Source organism: Micromonospora sp. NPDC007208, from assembly GCF_042869175.1.
In the GTDB taxonomy this organism is placed as follows: Bacteria; Actinomycetota; Actinomycetes; order Mycobacteriales; family Micromonosporaceae; genus Micromonospora; species Micromonospora foliorum.
Window position 1 is genome coordinate 68,188 of the sequence record NZ_JBIAFG010000020.1, and the last position, 17,758, is coordinate 85,945.

Sequence of the window (17,758 nt, forward strand, 5' to 3'; positions counted from 1 at the left end):
CAAGGCAGCCGTGACGCCCGGGCTGGACATCGCGCTGCTGCTCGGCGCGGCCGTGCTGCTGGTCGCGGTCGGCGCGGTGCGACTCTCCACCCGGCTCGGCGTGCCCAGCCTCCTGGTCTACCTGGCCTTGGGCGTGGCGATCGGCGAGAGCGGGTTGGGCATCCGTTTCGACGACGTCGAGCTGACCCGGACCCTCGGCTTCTGCGCGCTGATCGTGATCATCGCGGAGGGCGGCCTCACCGCCCGGTGGACCACGCTGCGCCCGGTGCTCGGGCTGGCCTCCGCGCTCTCCACGGTCGGCGTGATCGTCAGCATCGTGGTGGTCGGCGTCGCCGTGCACCTGCTGCTGGGGCTGGACTGGCGGCTGGCCCTGCTCTACGGCGCGGTGCTCTCGTCCACCGACGCGGCGGCCGTCTTCGCCACCCTGCGCCGGCTGCGGTTGCCGCCCCGGCTGGTGGCGACCCTGGAGGCCGAGTCGGGGATGAACGACGCCCCGGTGGTGCTGCTGGTGGTGCTGCTGTCCCACCAGAGCTTGTCGCACCCGTGGTGGTACGAGGTCGCGCTGGTCTGTTACGAGCTGGGCGTCGGTGCGGCGGTGGGCGTGGCCGCGGGCGTCGCCGGCACCTGGGCGCTGCGCCGGGCGGCGCTGCCCTCGGCCGGGCTCTACCCGATCGCCGCGGTGGGCATCACCGTGCTGGCGTACGCCGCGGGTGCGGTTCTGCACGCCTCGGGCTTCCTCGCCGTCTACGTGGCCGGGGTGCTGCTGGGCAACGCCCGCCTGTCGCACCGGCAGGCGATTCTCGGCTTCGCGGACGGGCTGGCCTGGCTGGCCCAGATCGGGTTGTTCGTGCTGCTCGGGTTGCTGGCCTCGCCGGGCCGGCTGGACGCGGCGGTGCTGCCCGCGGTGGTCGCCGGGCTGGCCCTGGTGCTCCTGGCCCGGCCGCTGTCGGTGGCCGTCTCGGCGGTGCCGTTCCGGGTCGGTCTTCGAGAACAGGCGTTCCTGTCCTGGGCCGGGCTGCGCGGGGCGGTGCCGATCGTGCTGGCCACCATTCCGCTCTCCGAACGGGTGCCCGGCGCGGAGCGGCTCTTCGACGTGGTCTTCGTGCTGGTGGTGATCTTCACGCTGGTGCAGACCGGGACGCTGGGGCCGTTCGCCCGCCGGTTGCGGGTGACCGCGCCGGCCGAGGCCACCGAGATCCACGTGGAGACCGCGCCGCTGGAGCGGATGCGGGCGGACCTGCTCCAGGTGGAGGTGCCGCCCGGCTCGCGACTGGCGGGCGTGCACGTCGACGAGTTGCGGCTCCCGCTGGGCGCGTCGGTGACCCTGGTGCTGCGCGACGGCGTGGGATTCGTGCCCGCACCGGACACCCGGTTGAAGACCGGCGACAGTCTGCTGATCGTGGCGACCGCCGGGGTGCGGGACGCCGCGGAACGGCGGTTGCGGGCGGTCAGTCGGCGGGGTCGTCTGGCCCGATGGTTTGGTGAGTACGGGGATGAGGCGGTCAATTGATCTGCTAGCGTTCCCTTTGCCCCAGTTAGGCAGGGCTAGGGGCTGTTAGACGGTGCGACGGTGCGGCACGTTGTCGGACGCCTGTACGTTCCGTATTCTTGCCAACCTCCGGAGTGCGCGGCCAATCGTCGCTGCGCGCCCCTTTTCGTACATAGGGGACGCCCTGGTCGGCGCCCCCTGACCCAGGCGCCGCGGACCGCGCGGTTCCCCGGCCGAGGGAGCGACCCATGGCGAAGCCATCCGACACCAGGACCGCCGGGCGCAAGCCGGTGGCCAAGGCCACCCGCAGCAGCGCGGAGACCGAGAAGATCCGGGCGGCGCTGGCGGCGCGGCGGGACGAGCTTCGTGCCGAGTACGATCAGACGCTGAGTGAGATCACCGAGCTGCAGCGCGATCGGCTGACCGACTCGGCCGGGGACGACCAGGCCGACACGGGCACCAAGACGCTCGAGCGGGAGCAGGAGATCTCTCTCGCCAACAGCATTCTGGAACGGATCACGCAGGTGGAGCGCGCTCTGGAGCGTCTCGACGAGGGTGGTTACGGCTGGTGCGAGCGGTGCGGCAACCCGATCCCGGTCGAGCGCCTCGCCGCCTTCCCGTCGGCCACCCAGTGTGTGACGTGCAAGCAGCTGGAGGAGCGGCGCTGAGGTCCGTTCCCCGGCGGCGATGAGACGGTGAGCGATCACCGCCAAGACTGTCGATGGGGAGCGAATGACCGCAGTACCGTCCGCCGAACCCGGCCGCACCGACCCGGGCGGCGGCACCCGCCGGCCCCGGGCCGTCGCGATTCTCGCCGGAGTCGCCCTGGTGGCCCTGCTGGCCGACCTGGTCACCAAGCACCTCGCGCTGGCCGCGCTGACCGACCGGGAGCCGGTCCGCCTGCTCGGCGGGTTCGTCTACCTGAGCCTGACCCGCAACAGCGGCGCGGCCTGGAGCATCGGCTCCGACCACACCTGGGTCTTCCCGCTGATCACCATCGGGGTGGTCGGCTGGATCGTCTGGATGGCGCTGCGCCTGCGCTCGCTGCCCTGGGCGATCTCCCTCGGCCTGGTGCTCGGTGGCGCGTTGGGCAACCTCGTCGACCGGATCTTCCGGGCGCCGTCCCCCTTCCACGGGCACGTGGTCGACATGATCAGCCTCTTCGACCCGTACGGTCAGGTCTGGCCGGTGTTCAACCTGGCCGACAGCTCGCTGGTCTGCGGCGTGCTGCTGGCCGTCCTGTTGGAGCTGACCGGCCGCCAGCGTGACGGCCGGCGGGCGGGGCGCGACGGCGGCCCGGCCACCGCGGACGCCGCACCGGGCGCCGAGCAGCGGGAGCGGGCATGACCTCCGCGTTCGCCGCTGGCGGCGACCACCGTTCCCTTCCGGTTCCGGACGGCCTCGACGGCATGCGCCTGGACCAGGCCGTGTCCCGCCTGTTCGGGCTCTCCCGCACCGCCGCCGCGGCCCTGGTCGACGCCGGAGACGCCCTGGTCGACGGGGCCGCCCGGCCCAACTCGCACAAGGTCAAGGCCGGCTCCTGGCTGGACGTCACGCTGCCCGCCCCGGTCGCACCGCCGACCGTGGTGCCGCAGGCGGTGCCCGGCCTGCGGGTGGTCTACGCCGACGACGACATCGTCGTGGTCGACAAGCCGGTGGGGGTGGCCGCCCACCCCAGCCCCGGGTGGACCGGGCCCACGGTGATCGGCGCGCTCGCCGCGATCGGGCACCGCATCTCCACCAGCGGCGCCGCCGAGCGCCAGGGCGTGGTGCACCGGCTCGACGTGGGCACCACCGGGATCATGGTGGTGGCCAAGAGCGAGCAGGCGTACACGGCGTTGAAGCGGGCCTTCAAGTACCGCGAGGTCGACAAGGGCTACCACGCCGTGGTGCAGGGTCACCTGGACCCGCTGCGGGGCACCGTCGACGCGCCGATCGACAGGCACCCCACCCACGACTACCGCTGGGCGGTGGTCTCCGGCGGCAAGCCGAGCATCACCCACTACGACACCCTGGAGGCGTTCCCGGCGGCGAGTCTGGTCGACGTCCGGCTGGAGACCGGCCGGACCCACCAGATCCGGGTGCACTTCTCCACCCTGCGGCACCCCTGCGTGGGTGACCTCACCTACGGCGCCGATCCCACCCTCTCGGCCCGTCTCGGCCTGGCCCGACAGTGGCTGCACGCCCGCGAACTGAGCTTTGTGCACCCCCGAACGGGGGACGAGGTCCGGTTCGTCAGCGACTACCCTGACGACCTGGACCGTGCGCTCCAGATCCTGCGTGACTGAGCGGCGACCGCCCGACACCGATCCACAGAGGGGATCCCGCCCGTGCGCGCCGGCAACCTGCTGCGGCAGCTGGACCAACGGCTGCTGCCGCCGCTGACCCGGGCCGTGGCCCGGCTGGGCGACCGGTCGCCGCGCTCCGGCGTGCTCAGCTGGGCCGCGGTGCTCTCCGCGGCGGCGGTGTTGGGCACCGCCGTCTGGGCGGTCGACGACACCCCGGTCGGCGACCGGACGGTCGGCGAGGTGACCCGGGTCGGCGTTGCCGACGGCGACTCCGTCCCCGGCTACCTGCGGTCGGCCGCGGCCGACCTGGCCGCGCTGCCCGCGTCCGCCCCGACCGCCGAGGGCGGGACGTACGCGCTGGTCACGCTCGACGCGTACCTGCCACCGCAGCGGCTGGCGACGGTGCTCGGCGACGTCGGCGTCTCGACCGTCTTCGGGCGGGTTCCGCTGCCCGGTCGGCAGACCGAGATCGTCAAGATCCCCGCGCTGCGGGTGCCCGACGACGTGGTCGCTGGCATGGCACAGGTGGCGGCCCGCAAGGAGGCCGAGGCCGCCGACTACCGGGCCCGGGCCGCCGCGGTCGACGGCGACGGGGTGGGCGAGCGGGAGCTGCGGGACCAGTACGCCAGCGGCGCCGAGGTGGCCGCCGCCGAGGCGGTCGCGTACGGCACCGGCTGCGCCTGCGTCTACGCGGCGGTGGTTCGCGCGACACCGGTGGCGCTGCGCGGGGTCGCGGCCCGGCCGGATGTGCGGGCGGTCGACCCCGCCCCCGAGGTGTACCGACTGGACCGCACGGTCTTCACGCCGCCCCTGCCCGAGCAGCGTGACGTGGTGCGTCCGCCGGCCGACACCGGGCCGAGCACCGCGCCGATCCCGGCCGAGCTGCCAGCGCCGGCGAAAAGCGCACCGGCACCCCCGACCCCCGTGGGCGAATCGTCGGAACCCGCACCGGTCGTGACGATTCCGTCATCCGAACCGTCGGCGCCGGAGCCCGCTCTGTCGCCGCCGTCGAGCGTCACCACCTCGCCGGACGCCACCGTCGCCGAGCAGTCGTCGCCGCCGCCGTCGTCGTGATCTGGGTCGGCTGGTGTGCGTTCTGAGGTGTGGTCCGAATAGGGTTGGGTTCGTAGCCTGTCAGACAGAGATCGATGGCGCTGGGAGGGCGGGCCGTGGAGGGCAGTGAGACCGGCTGGGGCCGGCCGGCCGAACCAGCGCCGCGGTGGCGCGCGTTGTTGGACCGTGCCCGGGGCGGTCGCGGCGCGGAACAGACCGAGCCGGAACGGCGCGGCGAGGAGCCGTCGCCGGACCCGCTGCCACGGCGTGCGGCCCCCAACGGCTACGCCGGGCGGGCACCCGCCATCGGGCATCCGGCCGACCTGTCGTACGGCGCGGAGCCTGGTTACCGGGCCGAGGCGACCTACCGGGTAGACCCCGCCTACCGGGCCGAGCCCACCTACCGGGCGGAGCCGGACTATCGCGCGGAGCCGGACTACCGGGCCGAGCCCGCGTACCGGACCGAGCCGGGCTATCGGGCCGAGCCGGACTACCGCGCCGAGCCGGCGTACCGGACCGAGCAGCCGGACTACCGCGCCGAGCCCGGCTACCGGGCCGAGCCCGAGCCCGGCTACCGGGCCGAGCCCGGCTACCGGGCCGAGCCCGGCTACCGGGCCGAGCCAGGCTATCGGGCGGAGCCGGGCTATCGGGCCGAGCCGGACTACCGCGCCATGCCGGGCTACCGGGCGGAGCCGGACTACCGGGCCGAGCCGACGTACCGGGCCGAGCCTGAGCCGCCGCCGCGCGGCCCCGACCCGGTCCCGTCGCGCTACGCCTTGCTGGACAACGGCTACCGGGCGGGCAACCCGCCGGTGGAGTCGCGGTACGCCCTGCTGGAGACCGGCTACCAGCCGGAGACCGGCTACCCGGCGACCGCGCCGCCGCCCGCACCGATCGCCGCCGCGCCGGTTGCCTCGCCGCCGGTTGCCCCGCCGCCGGTTGCCCCGCCGCCGGTCGCCGCGCCGGTCGCCCCTCCCGTCCCGCCGCCACCCACCCCGACGGTCGGCTCGGCGATCGCCGAACGTGCCTACCCGGCCCGGATCGAGTGGCGGCCACCGGCCGTCGACCAGGAGCAGGAGCGCGCCAACGGGGTGCTCCAACGGGACCTGGGCACGCCCCGGGTGTTCGCCTTCGCCAACCCGAAGGGCGGCGTGCACAAGACGACCGCCACCGTGCTCGCCGCGGCGACGATCGGCAGCGTCCGCGGCAAGGGCGTGCTGGCCTGGGACGACAACGAGCTGCGCGGCACCCTCGGCCTGCGCGCCGGCAGCGCCCGGCACGCCCGGACGATCCGGCACCTGATCAGCGACCTGGCCCAGATCGAGATCCTGGAGGACGCGACCCTGCTGGACCGGCTGGACGACTACCTGCGGCACGCCTCCGACGGCTCGTACGACGTGCTGGCCGGCGAGGAGAGCCCGCGCTTCGCCCAGCGATTGGACCAGTTCACCGTGCGACGGGTGCTGGAGTTGCTGCGGCGTACCCACGACGTGGTCTGCGTGGACACCGGCAACAACGTGGAGAGCCCCAACTGGCGCACGGTGATGCAGGCCGCCGACCAACTGGTGGTGACCACCGTGCCCCGGGAGGACGCGGCGTTCAGCGCGGACTGGATGCTCGACCTGCTGCACGAGGAGGGCATGGGCGAGTTGGCGGACAACGCGATCACCCTCATCTCCTGCCCGACCCCCGGTCGCTCGACCCTCCAGGACGACCTGGAGCGGCACTTCGCCACCCGTACCCGAGGGGTGGCCGTCGTGCCGTACGACCCGGCTCTGGAGACCGGGTCGTCGATCGAGTACCACCAGCTCCAGCCGGAGACCCGGCAGGCGTGGCTGCGGGCCGCCGCGGTGATGGTAGAGCCGTTCGCCCGGTGAGCTGGTCTGCCGCCACCGGAGCCCCGGCCTCGCAGCGGGCCTGAGAGGATCATCGGGTGAGCCCGGACAACCCCGACCCTGAGCGGCCCGTCGACGAGGCCGACCAACCCGCGCCACCCCGCACGCCGGACGCGAAACCGCCGGCGGTCGACCCGTCGGACGCGCCGGACGGGTTCGGCCCGAGCCAGCTGCCGGCCTCGGCGGCGTACCAGAGCTCGCTGGAGCTTCGGTTCGACGAGCCGCGCCGTCCGCTGCGTGCCGTGGCGACGGTGCTGGGCGCCGTGCTCGCGCTGGCCGCGCTGGGTGTCCCGCTCGGGCTGCTCTGGGCCGCGCTCGCGCCGGACACTCCGGTGCTCAAGACCGCCGAGGGGGCGATCTACGCCGAGCCGCAACCGGAGCAGCCGATCGCCGCCGACGGCTGGTTCAGCCTGCTCGGGCTCGCCTTCGGGCTGCTCGTGGCGCTCGCCCTGTGGTTCGTGCTGCGTCGGCGGCGCGGCCCGATCGGGCTGCTCGCCGCGGTGCTCGGCGCTCTGGCCGCCGCGCCGGTGGCCTGGCAGGTGGGGCGGCGGATCGGCCTGGCCACCTTCGACCGGTTGCTGGACACCGCCCCGGCCGGGCAGGCCTTCAGCAAACCCGCCGACCTGCGCGCCGGTGGGGTGGACTGGCTGCTCGGCGTGCTGCCGGTGCCGCACGGCAACCTGCTGCTGCCGGCGTTCGGGGCCGCGGTCATGTACACCCTGTTGGCCGGCTGGTCGCGGTGGCCGGGGCTGCGCCCGGAGCCCGAACCGGGGGAGTTCAGTTGGGTGTCGGCGGGGACGCCAGCTCCGCCAGCGGCACCGGAACCGCCCGCACCTGACGCAGCAGAGCCGCCTCGCGGTTGAGCAACCGCAGCTCGGCGCGGAGCCGGGAGGCGGTGTCGTCGATCGCCAGCAGCCGCTGCCGGTCGTCGACGGTCAGCGCCGCGGTCGCCGCCACCAGGTGCGAGAGCACCGTCGGGTCCTCCGGCAACTGCTCGGAGATCTCCTCCGGGTCGGAGCGGATAAGGCCGAGGTACTGCCGGAACACCGCGATCACCCGGGCGGCCAGCAGGTCGGCCACCTCGTCCGGGCCGCCCGGGTCGGGCAGCCACTCGACGTCGGCGGTGAGGTAGGGCTCGGCGCTGTCGTCGACCTCTGCGATCCGGAACCGGCGGCGGCCGACCGTGACGATGTCGAAACCGCCATCGGCCAACTCGGTCACCTGGCGCAGCTCGGCGGTGCAGCCCACCTCGTGCAGCGTCACCTCGCCGACGCCCGGCATCGCCCGGCCCCCGGGACCGGCGGGCGCGACCTCCCAGCCGGCCTGGATGGCCACCACGCCGAACTCACGCGGGGCGCCCTCGGGCAGGTCGACCAGGTGTCGGACCAGCGCCCGGTAGCGCTCCTCGAAGATGTGCAACGGCAGCACCAACCCGGGAAAGAGCACCGTTGCGAGCGGGAACACCGGCAGCCGTGCGGTCACATGGTCGAGCCTAACCAATCTCGCCCTCCGGGGCGTGGCCCGGCTCACCGTCCCGGCGGACGGGCGGCTCGGGTGGACGTCGGGCCGGCCGCCTAGACTCGCAAGAGTGCTGAATCGGATCGACCTGCGCGACGGTCTCGGTGACCCGCGCCGCCTGCTGCCCCGTGCCCAGCTCGACGTGTCCGTCGCCGTCGAGCGCATCCGGCCCCTGGTGGAGGCGGTCCGTGAGCATGGGTACCCGGCGATCCGGGAGGCAAGCGAACGGTTCGACGGCATCTCCCCGGAGGTGCTGCGGGTGCCGGTCGAGGCGATCACCGAGGCCGAAGGGGTGCTCGACCCGGCGGTGCGCGCCGCGCTGCTGGAATCCATCGCCCGGGCGCGTCGGGTGCACGCCGACCAGCGGCGCACCGACCACACCACCCCGGTGGTGCCCGGCGGCACGGTCACCGAGCGGTGGCTGCCGGTCGACCGGGTCGGCCTCTACGTGCCCGGTGGCCTGGCGATGTACCCGTCGACAGTGGTGATGAACGTGGTGCCCGCCCAGGCGGCCGGGGTGCGCTCGCTGGTGGTGGTCAGCCCGCCGCAGAAGGACAACGGCGGCCTGCCCGACCCTCGGGTGCTCGCCGCGTGCGCGCTGCTCGGCGTCGACGAGGTGTACGCCGTCGGCGGCGCCCAGGCGGTGGCGATGCTGGCGTACGGCGCGGCGGTGGACCCGGCGGGTGAGTTGCGCTGCGACCCCGTCGACCTGATCACCGGCCCCGGCAACATCTGGGTGACGGCCGCCAAGCGGCTGTTGCGCGGCGTGGTCGGCATCGACGCCGAGGCCGGGCCGACCGAGATCGCCATCCTGGCCGACGACACGGCCGACCCGGCGCACGTGGCCGCCGACCTGATCAGTCAGGCCGAGCACGACCCGCTCGCCGCGAGCGTGCTGGTCACCCCGTCGGTGGCGTTGGTCGAGGCGGTCGAGGCCGAGTTGGCCCGGCAGGTGCCGGCGACCAAGCACACCGAGCGGGTCACCACGGCGCTGACCGGTGAGCAGAGCGGTGTGGTCCTGGTCGACGACCTCGAGGCGGGGCTGCGGGTCGTCGACGCGTACGCGGCCGAGCACCTGGAGATCCAGACGGTCGACGCCCGGGAGTGGGCGCTGCGGGTCCGCAACGCCGGGGCGATCTTCGTGGGTGCCTGGTCGCCGGTGTCGCTCGGCGACTACTGCGCCGGCTCCAACCACGTGCTGCCCACCGGCGGTTGTTCCCGGCACTCCTCCGGCCTGTCCGTGCAGTCCTTCCTACGCGGCGTGCACCTGATCGAATACACCGAGGCCGCGCTGCGCGACGTGGCCCCGCACGTGGTCACCCTCGCCAACGTGGAGGACCTGCCCGCGCACGGCCAGGCGGTCCAGGCCCGCTTCCCGGGAGGGGCGGCGTGACCAGCCTGGACGATCTGCCGATCCGGGCCGACCTGCGCGGGCTGTCGCCGTACGGGGCGCCGCAGCTGGACGTGCCGGTGCGGCTCAACACCAACGAGAACTCCCACCCGGTGCCGGAGCCGGTGGCCGAGGCGATCGGCAAGGCGCTCGCGGCCGAGCTGCGCGAGCTGAACCGCTACCCGGACCGGGACGCGGTGGCGCTCCGCGCCGACCTGGCCGAATATCTCGGGCACGGGCTCACCGTCGAGCAGGTGTGGGCGGCCAACGGCTCCAACGAGATCCAGCAGCAACTGTTGCAGGCGTTCGGCGGGCCGGGGCGCAGCGCGCTCGGCTTCGTTCCGGCGTACTCGATGCACCCGCTGCTGGCCCTCGGCACCGGCACCCGGTGGGTGCCCGCCGCGCGCGGCGTCGACTTCGGGTTGACCGCCGAGGAGGCGGTCGCCCAGGTCCGCGAGTACCGGCCGGACGTGGTCTTCCTCTGCTCACCGAACAACCCCACCGGCACCGCACTGGACCCGGCGGTGATCGCCGCGGTGCTCGACGTCGCGCCCGGCATGGTGGTCGTCGACGAGGCGTACGCCGAGTTCGCCCGACCCGGGACGGTCAGCGCCCTCGCGGTGTTGCCCGGCCACCCCCGGCTGGCGGTCACCCGGACGATGAGCAAGGCGTTCGGCTTCGCCGGCGGCCGACTGGGTTACCTGGCCGCCGACCCGGCGGTGGTCCGGGCGGTGCAGCTCGTCCGTTTGCCGTACCATCTCTCCGCGCTCACCCAGGCCGCCGCACGCGCGGCGGTGGCCCACCGCGATGCCCTTCTCGGTACGGTGAGCGCGATCATGGTGCAGCGGGACCGGATCGTGGCGACGCTGCGCGAGCGGGGGTTGCGGGTCGCCGACAGCGACGCGAACTTCGTGCTCTTCGAGGTGGGCGGCGACCAGACCATCGTCTGGAACGCCCTGCTGGCGCAGGGGGTGCTGGTCCGTGACGTCGGCCTGCCCGGCTGGCTGCGGGTGACCGCCGGCACCGCCGCCGAGACCGACGCCTTCCTTTCTGCAATGGAGACTTCGCAATGAGTCGGACCGCCCGGGTGGAGCGGATCACCAAGGAGACCAAGGTCCTCGTCGAGATCGACCTCGACGGCACCGGCGCCGCCGAGATCAGCACCGGCGTCGGCTTCTACGACCACATGCTGCACCAGATCGCGCGGCACGGCGGCTTCGACCTGACCGTGCGCACCGTGGGTGACCTGGAGATCGACGCGCACCACACGATCGAGGACACTGCGCTCGCCCTGGGCGCGGCGTTCGACCAGGCGCTGGGCGACAAGGCCGGCATCCGACGGTACGGCTCGGCGACCGTGCCGATGGACGAGGTGCTGGTCCGGGCCGCGGTGGACCTCTCCGGTCGGCCGTACGTGGTGCACGACGAGCCGGTGCTCGCGCCGTACATCGGGCCGGTGTACGCGACAAGCATGACCCGGCACATCTGGGAGTCCTTCGGCCAGGCGGCCCGGGTCACGCTGCACGTCGACGTGCTGCGGGCGGCCCGTCCGGGTGGCCACCCGGACGCGCACCACGTGGTGGAGGCGCAGTTCAAGGCGGTCTCCCGCGCGTTGCGCGAGGCCACCTCGATCGACCCGCGTTCGGCCGGCGCGATCCCGAGCACGAAGGGCGCTCTCTAATGGGTGCCGCGTTGCCGACGTTGCTGCTGATCCTGGCCGGGGTGCTGGTGGGTGGCACCTGGTCGCTCTACCGGCAGGGCGCGCCGAAGGCCGCCGTGCTGATCACCGCGGCGCTCGCGGTGCTCGCCACGGTCGCCGGGGTGCTGCGCCTGCTGCCGGACAACGGGTGATCGGGGTGACGACATGAGTGACGTGGTGGTGCTCGACTACGGCTCGGGCAACCTGCGCTCGGCGGAGCGGGCGCTGGCCGCCGCCGGTGCGGACGTGCGGGTGACCGACGACCTGGCCGCGGCGGCTGCCGCCGACGGTCTGGTGGTGCCGGGCGTGGGCGCGTACGCGGCCTGCATGGCGGGGATCGAGGCGCTGGGCGCCGGCCCGGTGATCGCCGAACGGGTGGCTGCCGGCCGACCGGTGCTCGGCATCTGCGTGGGCATGCAGGTGCTCTTCGAGCACGGCGACGAGCACGGCGTGGTGACCAAGGGGCTGGGGCTGCTGCCCGGCGGGGTGACCCGGCTGGCCGCCACCCGGCTGCCGCACATGGGCTGGAACACGGTCCGGGCACCCCGGGGGTCGGTGCTGTTCGCCGGGTTGCCGGAGCAGAGCCGGTTCTACTTCGTCCACTCGTACGCGATGGGCGACCCGGCGGCGCTGGCCGGTGCCGGTGCCACGGTGACGACCGCCCACCACGACACGGACTTCGTCGCGGCGGTGGAGCGTGGCTCGTTGTCGGCGGCCCAGTTCCACCCGGAGAAGTCCGCCGACACCGGTGCCGCGTTGCTGCGCAACTGGCTCGCCACGTTGCCCAGCGGTGGCTGAGCGCCGTCGCGCGGTGCCCGACCGGCGGGCGTCGCGGTGAGCCGGGAGCGCGCCCGCCGACGGGCGGAGCGGGAGGCGGAGCAGGCCCGGGAACGGGCGGTCCGGCAGCGCCAGGTCGCTCGCCGGCAGCGCCGTCGCGCGGTGGTCCGCGGGTTGACGCCGCGGCTGCGGCGGGGTCGCTCCGGGCGGCTGGCCCGGCACACTCGGGGTGAGCGGGCCGCGATCGTGCTGCTCACCGGCGCGGCGTTGATCCTGATCTGGACGTTCGTCGACAACCTGGCGCTGCGTATCGCGCTGATCGTGCTCTTGCTGCTCGTACTGCCGGCGATCGTCGTGATCGCCCTGGACCGTCGTACCTGATCGAGGAGAAGACCTTGAGCCTCACCCTGTTACCCGCCGTGGATGTCGCCGACGGCCGGGCCGTCCGGCTCGTGCAGGGCGCCGTCGGAAGCGAGAGCATCTACGGCGAGCCGCTGGACGCGGCGCTGGCCTGGCAGCAGGACGGCGCCGAGTGGATCCACCTGGTCGACCTGGACGCGGCGTTCGGTCGGGGCACCAACGCGCACCTGCTCGCGGAGGTGGTGCGCCAGTTGGACGTGAAGGTGGAGCTCTCCGGGGGCATCCGTGATGACGAGTCGCTGCGCGCGGCGCTGGGCACCGGGGCGGCCCGGGTGAACATCGGGACCGCCGCCCTGGAGGACCCGGTCTGGTGTGACCGGGTGGTCGCGGAGTACGGCGACCGGGTGGCGATCGGGCTGGACGTGCGGGGGCACACCCTGTCGGCGCGGGGTTGGACCCGCGACGGCGGTGACCTGTACGAGGTGCTGGAGCGGCTGGACAAGGCGGGTGCGAGCCGGTACGTGGTCACCGACATCACCAAGGACGGCACGATGCGCGGGCCGAACCTGGATCTGCTGCGCGAGGTGTGCGCCCGTACCGACCGGCCGGTGATCGCCTCCGGTGGGGTGTCCACGCTGGACGACCTGCGGGCGTTGGCGACCCTGGAGTCGGCCGGGGTGGAGGGCGTGATCGCCGGCAAGGCGCTCTACGCGGGTGCCTTCACGGTGGCCGAGGCGCTGCGGACGCTGGCCGAGGCGTGACGGCGACCCGGCTGGGGTCGGGTGGCCCGTGGGAGCAGCGTTACGGATACTCCCGGGTGGTCCGGGCTGGTGAGCGGGCCTGGACGGCCGGTTGCACCGCCACGGTGGACGGCCGGGTGGTGCACGTCGGTGACGCGGCGGCGCAGACCGCGCAGGCGCTGCGGATCGGCCTGGCCGCGCTCGCCGAGGTGGGTGCGGAGCCGGGCGACGTGGTCCGGACCAGGATGTACGTGACGGACCGGTTGCACGCCGACGAGGTGGGCCGGGCGCACAACGCGGTCTTCGGCGCGGTCCGGCCGGCGGCGACCCTGGTGGTGGTGGCCGGTCTGCTGGACCCGGAGCACCTGGTCGAGGTGGAGTTGGAGGCGTATCTCGGCGACCGCTGAGGTACGCGCCCGGAGGGCCTGCTGGCCGGCCCGCGGCCCGATAAGTTGTGCACAACTTAATTGTGGGCTACGGTTCAGCGGTGACCGATGACCTGGTGCTGCGCCGGCAGGTGTGCTTCGCGCTCTACGCCGCGTCGCGCGCACTGACCGACGTCTACCGGCCGATCCTCGACGAGGTCGGGTTGACCTACCCGCAGTACCTGGCGCTGCTGGTGCTCTGGGAGCGTCCCGACGACGCCCCCACGGTGTCCGAGTTGGGCGCCGAGCTGCGGCTGGACTCCGGCACGCTCTCCCCGCTGCTCAAGCGGCTGGAGGGGGCGGGCCTGGTGGTGCGCCGGCGGTCGGCCCGCGACGAGCGGCGGGTCGAGGTGGGCCTCACCGAGCAGGGCCGGGCGCTGCGCGAGCGGCTCTGCGACGTCCCGCTGCGGATCGCGCAGGCCACCGGCCTGGGCTTCGGCGAGCTCGTCGCGCTGCGCGACACCCTCACCCGGGTCACCGACACCATCCACCGACAGAAGGAGCAGTGACCATCATGCAGGTGCTCTACACCGCGTCCGCGACCGCCAGTGGCGACGGCCGGGACGGCCACGTCGAGACCTCCGACGGCACGTTCGCGCTCGACCTGGCCCTGCCGAAGGAGATGGGCGGCGCCGGCGGCGGGGCCAACCCCGAGCAGCTCTTCGCCGCCGGTTACGCGGCCTGTTTCCACAGCGCGCTGCGGCTGGTGGCCCGCCGGGCCAAGGCCGACGTGACCGGTTCCGTGGTCGGCGCCGAGGTGGGCATCGGCCCGAACGGCAGCGGCAGCTTCGGCCTCGCCGTGCAACTCGTCGTCGACCTGCCCGCCGCGTCCCGCGAGGTCGCCGAGCAGATCGTCGAGCAGGCCCACCAGGTCTGCCCGTACTCCAACGCCACCCGTGGCAACGTCGACGTGACCCTGACCGTCCGCGAGACCCTGCCCGCGTGACCTCGCGGCCCCAGGCCCCCACCCGCGGACGAGAGGACGACCACCCCATGACCAGCAACCGCGAGATCCACCTGGCCAGCCGCCCCCAGGGTTGGCCCACCGACGACACCTTCCGGCTCGTCGAGACCGAGGTTCCGACGCCCGGACCGGGCCAGATCGTGGTCCGCAATCAATACATGTCCGTCGACCCGTACATGCGCGGACGGATGAACGACGTCAAGTCGTACGTGGCGCCGTACGCGCTCGACGCGCCGCTCGACGGTGCCGCGATCGGCGAGGTGGTGGCCAGCGAGGCGGAGGGCACCGCCGTCGGGTCCACCGTCCTGCACGGGCTGGGCTGGCGGGAGTACGCGCTGCTCGACGCGACCGCGGCCCGTCCGGTCGACCCGAGCGTCGCCCCGGTCAGCGCGTACCTGAGCGTGCTCGGCATGACCGGGCTGACCGCGTACGCCGGGCTGCTGGAGGTGGCCGCGATGAAGCCCGGCGAGACGGTCTTCGTCTCCGCCGCGGCCGGCGCGGTCGGCAGCCTGGTCGGTCAGATCGCCAAGCTCAAGGGCGCCGGCCGGGTGGTCGGCAGCGCCGGCTCGCCGGCCAAGGTCGAGCGGCTGCTGGCGCTGGGCTTCGACGCCGCCTTCGACTACCACGACGGGGTCCGCGAGTCGCTGCGGGCGGCCGCCCCGGACGGCGTCGACGTCTACTTCGACAACGTCGGCGGCGACCACCTGGAGGCGGCGATCTCGGCCATGAACCTGCACGGCCGGGCCGCGATCTGCGGCATGATCTCGCAGTACAACGCTACCGAGCCGTCGCCCGCGCCGCGCAACCTGGCCCTGGTCATCGGTAAGCGGCTCACCCTGCGCGGCTTCCTGGTCAACGACCACAACGACGTGCGGGCGGCGTTCGTCCGCGACGTCGCCGGCTGGCTGCGCGAGGGCACGCTGTCCTACGACGAGACGATCGTGGACGGCATCGAGAACGCCCCGGAGGCGTTCATCGGCGTGCTGCGCGGCGACAACCTCGGCAAGATGCTCGTCAAGGTGTGACGTAGACCTCGTACGCGGCGGCCGACCCGATCGGGTCGGCCGCCGTCGCGCGTACGGAGGATAGGCTCGCGGCATGACGGTGGCGGTACGGGTGATCCCCTGTCTGGACGTGGACGCCGGACGGGTGGTCAAGGGGGTCAACTTCCTCGACCTGCGCGACGCTGGCGACCCGGTGGAGCTGGCCGCCGCGTACGACCGGGCCGGCGCGGACGAGCTGACCTTCCTCGACGTCACCGCGTCCTCCAGCGACCGGGGCACCATGCTCGACGTGGTGCGCCGCACCGCCGAGTCGGTGTTCATCCCGCTGACCGTCGGCGGTGGGGTCCGGCAGGTCGCCGACGTGGACACGCTGTTGCGCGCCGGGGCGGACAAGGTCGGCGTGAACACCGCCGCCATCGCGCGTCCGGAGCTGATCGCCGAGATCGCCGACCGGTTCGGCCGGCAGGTGCTCGTGCTCTCCCTCGACGTGCGTCGGTCGCCGAACGGCGGCACGCCCAGTGGCTTCGAGGTGACCACGCACGGGGGTCGGCGCGGCACCGGCATCGACGCCGTGTGGTGGGCGCACCGGGGCACCGAGCTGGGCGCGGGCGAGATCCTGCTCAACTCGATGGACGCCGACGGCACCAAGGCGGGCTTCGACCTGGAGTTGATCGCCGCGGTGCGAGCGGTGGTGGACGTGCCGGTGGTGGCCAGTGGGGGCGCCGGCGAGGTGGCCCACTTTCCGCCCGCGATCGGCGCCGGCGCGGACGCGGTGCTCGCCGCCAGCGTCTTCCACTTCGGTGAGCTGACCGTCGCCGAGGTCAAGGACGCGCTGCGCCTCGGCGGCCATCCGGTGCGCTGAGCCGGTCAGCGCTCGCCGGAGTGCCCCTCCGGTGACCGACGCGGGGTGGGGATCGAACGGACCGCGTACTCCTGGACGGCAGCCGCGTGGTCGGCCTCGTCCAGGATCCAGTCCGCGCTGCCGGGCGCGTGCCGGCGGGTCAGCACACCCTGCACGGTGTCCACCATGGTCGCCACACCCGCACGCGGGCGGGTACGCCACAGCTGCTCACCCTCGGCGGTGATCCGGAACCAGCCGTCGGCGACGCTGACCAGCCCGGCGCCGACCAGCCGCTGCACCGCGGCCTCCACCTCGTGTCGCTGCGGGATCGCGTGGTTGAGGTGGTCGGCGGTGGAGAGCACGTCGGTCAGGCGGACGCCCTCCGGCCGTCGACTTGTCGCCGACCGACGGTGCCGTCCGGCCCCGCTCGCGATGACGAGCGACACGAAGATCCAGGCGTCGTTCCAGCGCCAACCGTTCTCCCCCATGCAGAGATGATGACGGCGCGCGTCGCGGAAGGGAACACCCACCCTCCAACCGGTACGCGGCACCACCGCCACGTACCGGTCCGCGGACGGTCGGTGAGGGTTCAGCCCGCCGGGGTGGCCGGCGCGGGGCTACCCGGCGGAGGCGCGGCGCCATCGGGTGCGGCGCCCTCCGGCACGGCGAACAGCGGGATGAAGAACTGGGCCAACGGGCCGATGGCCAACGCGTACGCGACGGTGCCCACGCCGACCGTGCCGCCGAGCAGCCAGCCCAGCGCCAGCACGGTGACCTCGATGACGGTGCGCACCAGCCGGACCGACCGGCCGGGCCGCCGCGCGACGTACCCGGTCATCAGGCCGTCGCGGGGGCCGGGCCCCAACCGGGCGCCGAGGTAGAGGGCGGTGGCGGCGCCGTTGGCGACGATCCCGGTGACCAGCATCGCGATCCGGACGCTGAGCGGGCCACCCGCGGGCAGCAGGGCCAGGGTGGCGTCCACGACCAGGCCGATCACCACGACGTTGCTGACCGTGCCGAGGCCGGGCCGCTGCCGCAGGGGGATCCAGAGCAGCAGGACCAGTGCGCCGACGCCGATGGTGACCGTGCCGAAGGAGAGCCCGGTCAGCTCGGAGAGGCCCTGGTGGAACACGTCCCACGGGTCGAGGCCCAGGTGGGAGCGGATCATCAGGGCCATGCTGACGCCGTAGAGCGCGAGCCCGAGGTAGAGCTGGACCAACCGTCGAACCGGCCGGTGCCGCAGATTGCCAAGCAGTGCCATGCATGCCACCCTAGGTGCCAATCCTCGTCGAGGAAGAAGCCAATATCCGAGGAG

General features: G+C 73.7%; 22 protein-coding genes. 19 read left to right on the forward strand and 3 right to left on the reverse strand.

The annotated features are described in order from the left end of the window. Nucleotides 1–10 precede the first annotated feature (10 nt). From ACFYL6_RS29400 to ACFYL6_RS29430, 7 genes are all read left to right on the forward strand, one after another. Complete coding sequence (locus ACFYL6_RS29400; RefSeq protein ID WP_387176218.1) at nucleotides 11–1,510, forward strand: potassium/proton antiporter; 1,500 nt, start codon at nucleotides 11–13, stop codon at nucleotides 1,508–1,510. Nucleotides 1,511–1,737: 227 nt separating this feature from the next. Further along, on the forward strand, nucleotides 1,738–2,157 hold the full coding sequence (locus ACFYL6_RS29405; RefSeq protein ID WP_238660711.1) for a TraR/DksA C4-type zinc finger protein: 420 nt from the start codon (nucleotides 1,738–1,740) through the stop codon (nucleotides 2,155–2,157). A gap of 64 nt (nucleotides 2,158–2,221) precedes the next feature. Beyond that, nucleotides 2,222–2,836, forward strand: a complete 615-nt coding sequence (gene lspA / locus ACFYL6_RS29410; protein WP_387176221.1) for a signal peptidase II — start codon at nucleotides 2,222–2,224, stop codon at nucleotides 2,834–2,836. After that, nucleotides 2,833–3,777: an RluA family pseudouridine synthase gene (locus ACFYL6_RS29415; protein ID WP_387176223.1), complete on the forward strand. Its 945-nt coding sequence runs from the start codon at nucleotides 2,833–2,835 to the stop codon at nucleotides 3,775–3,777. The genes lspA and ACFYL6_RS29415 overlap by 4 nt, the downstream gene beginning before the upstream one ends. Nucleotides 3,778–3,819: 42 nt before the next feature. Next, nucleotides 3,820–4,851 (forward strand): hypothetical protein, encoded by a 1,032-nt coding sequence (locus tag ACFYL6_RS29420; RefSeq protein ID WP_387176225.1) that lies wholly within the window; start codon nucleotides 3,820–3,822, stop codon nucleotides 4,849–4,851. Nucleotides 4,852–4,925: 74 nt separating this feature from the next. After that, nucleotides 4,926–6,707, forward strand: coding sequence for an AAA family ATPase (locus ACFYL6_RS29425; protein ID WP_387176227.1), 1,782 nt, complete (start codon nucleotides 4,926–4,928; stop codon nucleotides 6,705–6,707). A 56-nt stretch (nucleotides 6,708–6,763) separates the two neighbouring features. Continuing rightward, complete coding sequence (locus ACFYL6_RS29430; protein WP_387176229.1) at nucleotides 6,764–7,588, forward strand: DUF2567 domain-containing protein; 825 nt, start codon at nucleotides 6,764–6,766, stop codon at nucleotides 7,586–7,588. On the opposite strand, the gene ACFYL6_RS29435 is transcribed toward ACFYL6_RS29430, so the two are convergent. Continuing rightward, a complete protein-coding gene (locus ACFYL6_RS29435) occupies nucleotides 7,503–8,207 on the reverse strand; it encodes an LON peptidase substrate-binding domain-containing protein (protein WP_387176231.1) in 705 nt (234 codons plus the stop codon). The genes ACFYL6_RS29430 and ACFYL6_RS29435 overlap by 86 nt on opposite strands. Nucleotides 8,208–8,313: 106 nt before the next feature. Here ACFYL6_RS29435 and hisD point away from each other — a divergent pair, with 106 nt between their 5' ends. The 12 genes from hisD (at nucleotide 8,314) to hisF (ending at nucleotide 16,464) form a co-directional block, all read left to right on the forward strand. Next, on the forward strand, nucleotides 8,314–9,636 hold the full coding sequence (gene hisD / locus ACFYL6_RS29440) for a histidinol dehydrogenase (RefSeq protein WP_387176233.1): 1,323 nt from the start codon (nucleotides 8,314–8,316) through the stop codon (nucleotides 9,634–9,636). Continuing rightward, on the forward strand, nucleotides 9,633–10,706 hold the full coding sequence (locus ACFYL6_RS29445) for a histidinol-phosphate transaminase (protein WP_387176235.1): 1,074 nt from the start codon (nucleotides 9,633–9,635) through the stop codon (nucleotides 10,704–10,706). The genes hisD and ACFYL6_RS29445 overlap by 4 nt, the downstream gene beginning before the upstream one ends. Beyond that, a complete protein-coding gene (hisB, locus tag ACFYL6_RS29450) occupies nucleotides 10,703–11,314 on the forward strand; it encodes an imidazoleglycerol-phosphate dehydratase HisB (RefSeq protein ID WP_030334475.1) in 612 nt (203 codons plus the stop codon). The genes ACFYL6_RS29445 and hisB overlap by 4 nt, the downstream gene beginning before the upstream one ends. Next, on the forward strand, nucleotides 11,314–11,484 hold the full coding sequence (locus ACFYL6_RS29455) for a hypothetical protein (RefSeq protein WP_354945317.1): 171 nt from the start codon (nucleotides 11,314–11,316) through the stop codon (nucleotides 11,482–11,484). The genes hisB and ACFYL6_RS29455 overlap by 1 nt, the downstream gene beginning before the upstream one ends. Before the next feature lie 13 nt (nucleotides 11,485–11,497). Continuing rightward, nucleotides 11,498–12,130, forward strand: a complete 633-nt coding sequence (gene hisH, locus ACFYL6_RS29460; RefSeq protein WP_387176237.1) for an imidazole glycerol phosphate synthase subunit HisH — start codon at nucleotides 11,498–11,500, stop codon at nucleotides 12,128–12,130. A gap of 36 nt (nucleotides 12,131–12,166) precedes the next feature. Continuing rightward, on the forward strand, nucleotides 12,167–12,490 hold the full coding sequence (locus tag ACFYL6_RS29465; RefSeq protein ID WP_355423004.1) for a hypothetical protein: 324 nt from the start codon (nucleotides 12,167–12,169) through the stop codon (nucleotides 12,488–12,490). A 14-nt stretch (nucleotides 12,491–12,504) separates the two neighbouring features. Next, on the forward strand, nucleotides 12,505–13,230 hold the full coding sequence (gene priA / locus ACFYL6_RS29470) for a bifunctional 1-(5-phosphoribosyl)-5-((5-phosphoribosylamino)methylideneamino)imidazole-4-carboxamide isomerase/phosphoribosylanthranilate isomerase PriA (protein ID WP_238661682.1): 726 nt from the start codon (nucleotides 12,505–12,507) through the stop codon (nucleotides 13,228–13,230). Then, nucleotides 13,227–13,616, forward strand: a complete 390-nt coding sequence (locus tag ACFYL6_RS29475; protein WP_350861187.1) for a RidA family protein — start codon at nucleotides 13,227–13,229, stop codon at nucleotides 13,614–13,616. Before priA ends, ACFYL6_RS29475 begins: the two co-directional genes overlap by 4 nt. A gap of 80 nt (nucleotides 13,617–13,696) precedes the next feature. After that, complete coding sequence (locus tag ACFYL6_RS29480; RefSeq protein WP_238661684.1) at nucleotides 13,697–14,143, forward strand: MarR family transcriptional regulator; 447 nt, start codon at nucleotides 13,697–13,699, stop codon at nucleotides 14,141–14,143. 5 nt (nucleotides 14,144–14,148) lie between these two features. After that, nucleotides 14,149–14,580, forward strand: coding sequence for an organic hydroperoxide resistance protein (locus ACFYL6_RS29485; protein WP_387176312.1), 432 nt, complete (start codon nucleotides 14,149–14,151; stop codon nucleotides 14,578–14,580). 47 nt (nucleotides 14,581–14,627) lie between these two features. Then, nucleotides 14,628–15,623, forward strand: a complete 996-nt coding sequence (locus tag ACFYL6_RS29490) for an NADP-dependent oxidoreductase (RefSeq protein WP_387176240.1) — start codon at nucleotides 14,628–14,630, stop codon at nucleotides 15,621–15,623. 73 nt (nucleotides 15,624–15,696) lie between these two features. Next, nucleotides 15,697–16,464 (forward strand): imidazole glycerol phosphate synthase subunit HisF, encoded by a 768-nt coding sequence (gene hisF / locus ACFYL6_RS29495; RefSeq protein WP_387176242.1) that lies wholly within the window; start codon nucleotides 15,697–15,699, stop codon nucleotides 16,462–16,464. A 5-nt stretch (nucleotides 16,465–16,469) separates the two neighbouring features. Here the strand turns inward: hisF and ACFYL6_RS29500 are convergent, their stop codons facing one another. Together ACFYL6_RS29500 and ACFYL6_RS29505 are read right to left on the reverse strand one after the other, a co-directional pair. Then, nucleotides 16,470–16,931: a hypothetical protein gene (locus ACFYL6_RS29500; RefSeq protein ID WP_091407765.1), complete on the reverse strand. Its 462-nt coding sequence runs from the start codon at nucleotides 16,929–16,931 to the stop codon at nucleotides 16,470–16,472. 101 nt (nucleotides 16,932–17,032) lie between these two features. Next, on the reverse strand, nucleotides 17,033–17,704 hold the full coding sequence (locus ACFYL6_RS29505) for a YitT family protein (protein ID WP_387176244.1): 672 nt from the start codon (nucleotides 17,702–17,704) through the stop codon (nucleotides 17,033–17,035). Nucleotides 17,705–17,758 lie beyond the last annotated feature (54 nt).

Excerpts from the sequence above, each read along its gene's own strand:
- ACFYL6_RS29455 (WP_354945317.1), top strand. The coding sequence starts at position 11,314 with ATGGGTGCCGCGTTGCCGACGTTGCTGCTGATCCTGGCCGGGGTGCTG.
- ACFYL6_RS29505 (WP_387176244.1), bottom strand. The coding sequence starts at position 17,704 with ATGGCACTGCTTGGCAATCTGCGGCACCGGCCGGTTCGACGGTTGGTC.
- ACFYL6_RS29500 (WP_091407765.1), bottom strand. The coding sequence starts at position 16,931 with ATGGGGGAGAACGGTTGGCGCTGGAACGACGCCTGGATCTTCGTGTCG.
- lspA (WP_387176221.1), top strand. The coding sequence starts at position 2,222 with ATGACCGCAGTACCGTCCGCCGAACCCGGCCGCACCGACCCGGGCGGC.
- ACFYL6_RS29405 (WP_238660711.1), top strand. The coding sequence starts at position 1,738 with ATGGCGAAGCCATCCGACACCAGGACCGCCGGGCGCAAGCCGGTGGCC.
- ACFYL6_RS29490 (WP_387176240.1), top strand. The coding sequence starts at position 14,628 with ATGACCAGCAACCGCGAGATCCACCTGGCCAGCCGCCCCCAGGGTTGG.
- hisH (WP_387176237.1), top strand. The coding sequence starts at position 11,498 with ATGAGTGACGTGGTGGTGCTCGACTACGGCTCGGGCAACCTGCGCTCG.
- ACFYL6_RS29485 (WP_387176312.1), top strand. The coding sequence starts at position 14,149 with ATGCAGGTGCTCTACACCGCGTCCGCGACCGCCAGTGGCGACGGCCGG.
- hisF (WP_387176242.1), top strand. The coding sequence starts at position 15,697 with ATGACGGTGGCGGTACGGGTGATCCCCTGTCTGGACGTGGACGCCGGA.
- hisB (WP_030334475.1), top strand. The coding sequence starts at position 10,703 with ATGAGTCGGACCGCCCGGGTGGAGCGGATCACCAAGGAGACCAAGGTC.
- ACFYL6_RS29425 (WP_387176227.1), top strand. The coding sequence starts at position 4,926 with ATGGCGCTGGGAGGGCGGGCCGTGGAGGGCAGTGAGACCGGCTGGGGC.
- ACFYL6_RS29415 (WP_387176223.1), top strand. The coding sequence starts at position 2,833 with ATGACCTCCGCGTTCGCCGCTGGCGGCGACCACCGTTCCCTTCCGGTT.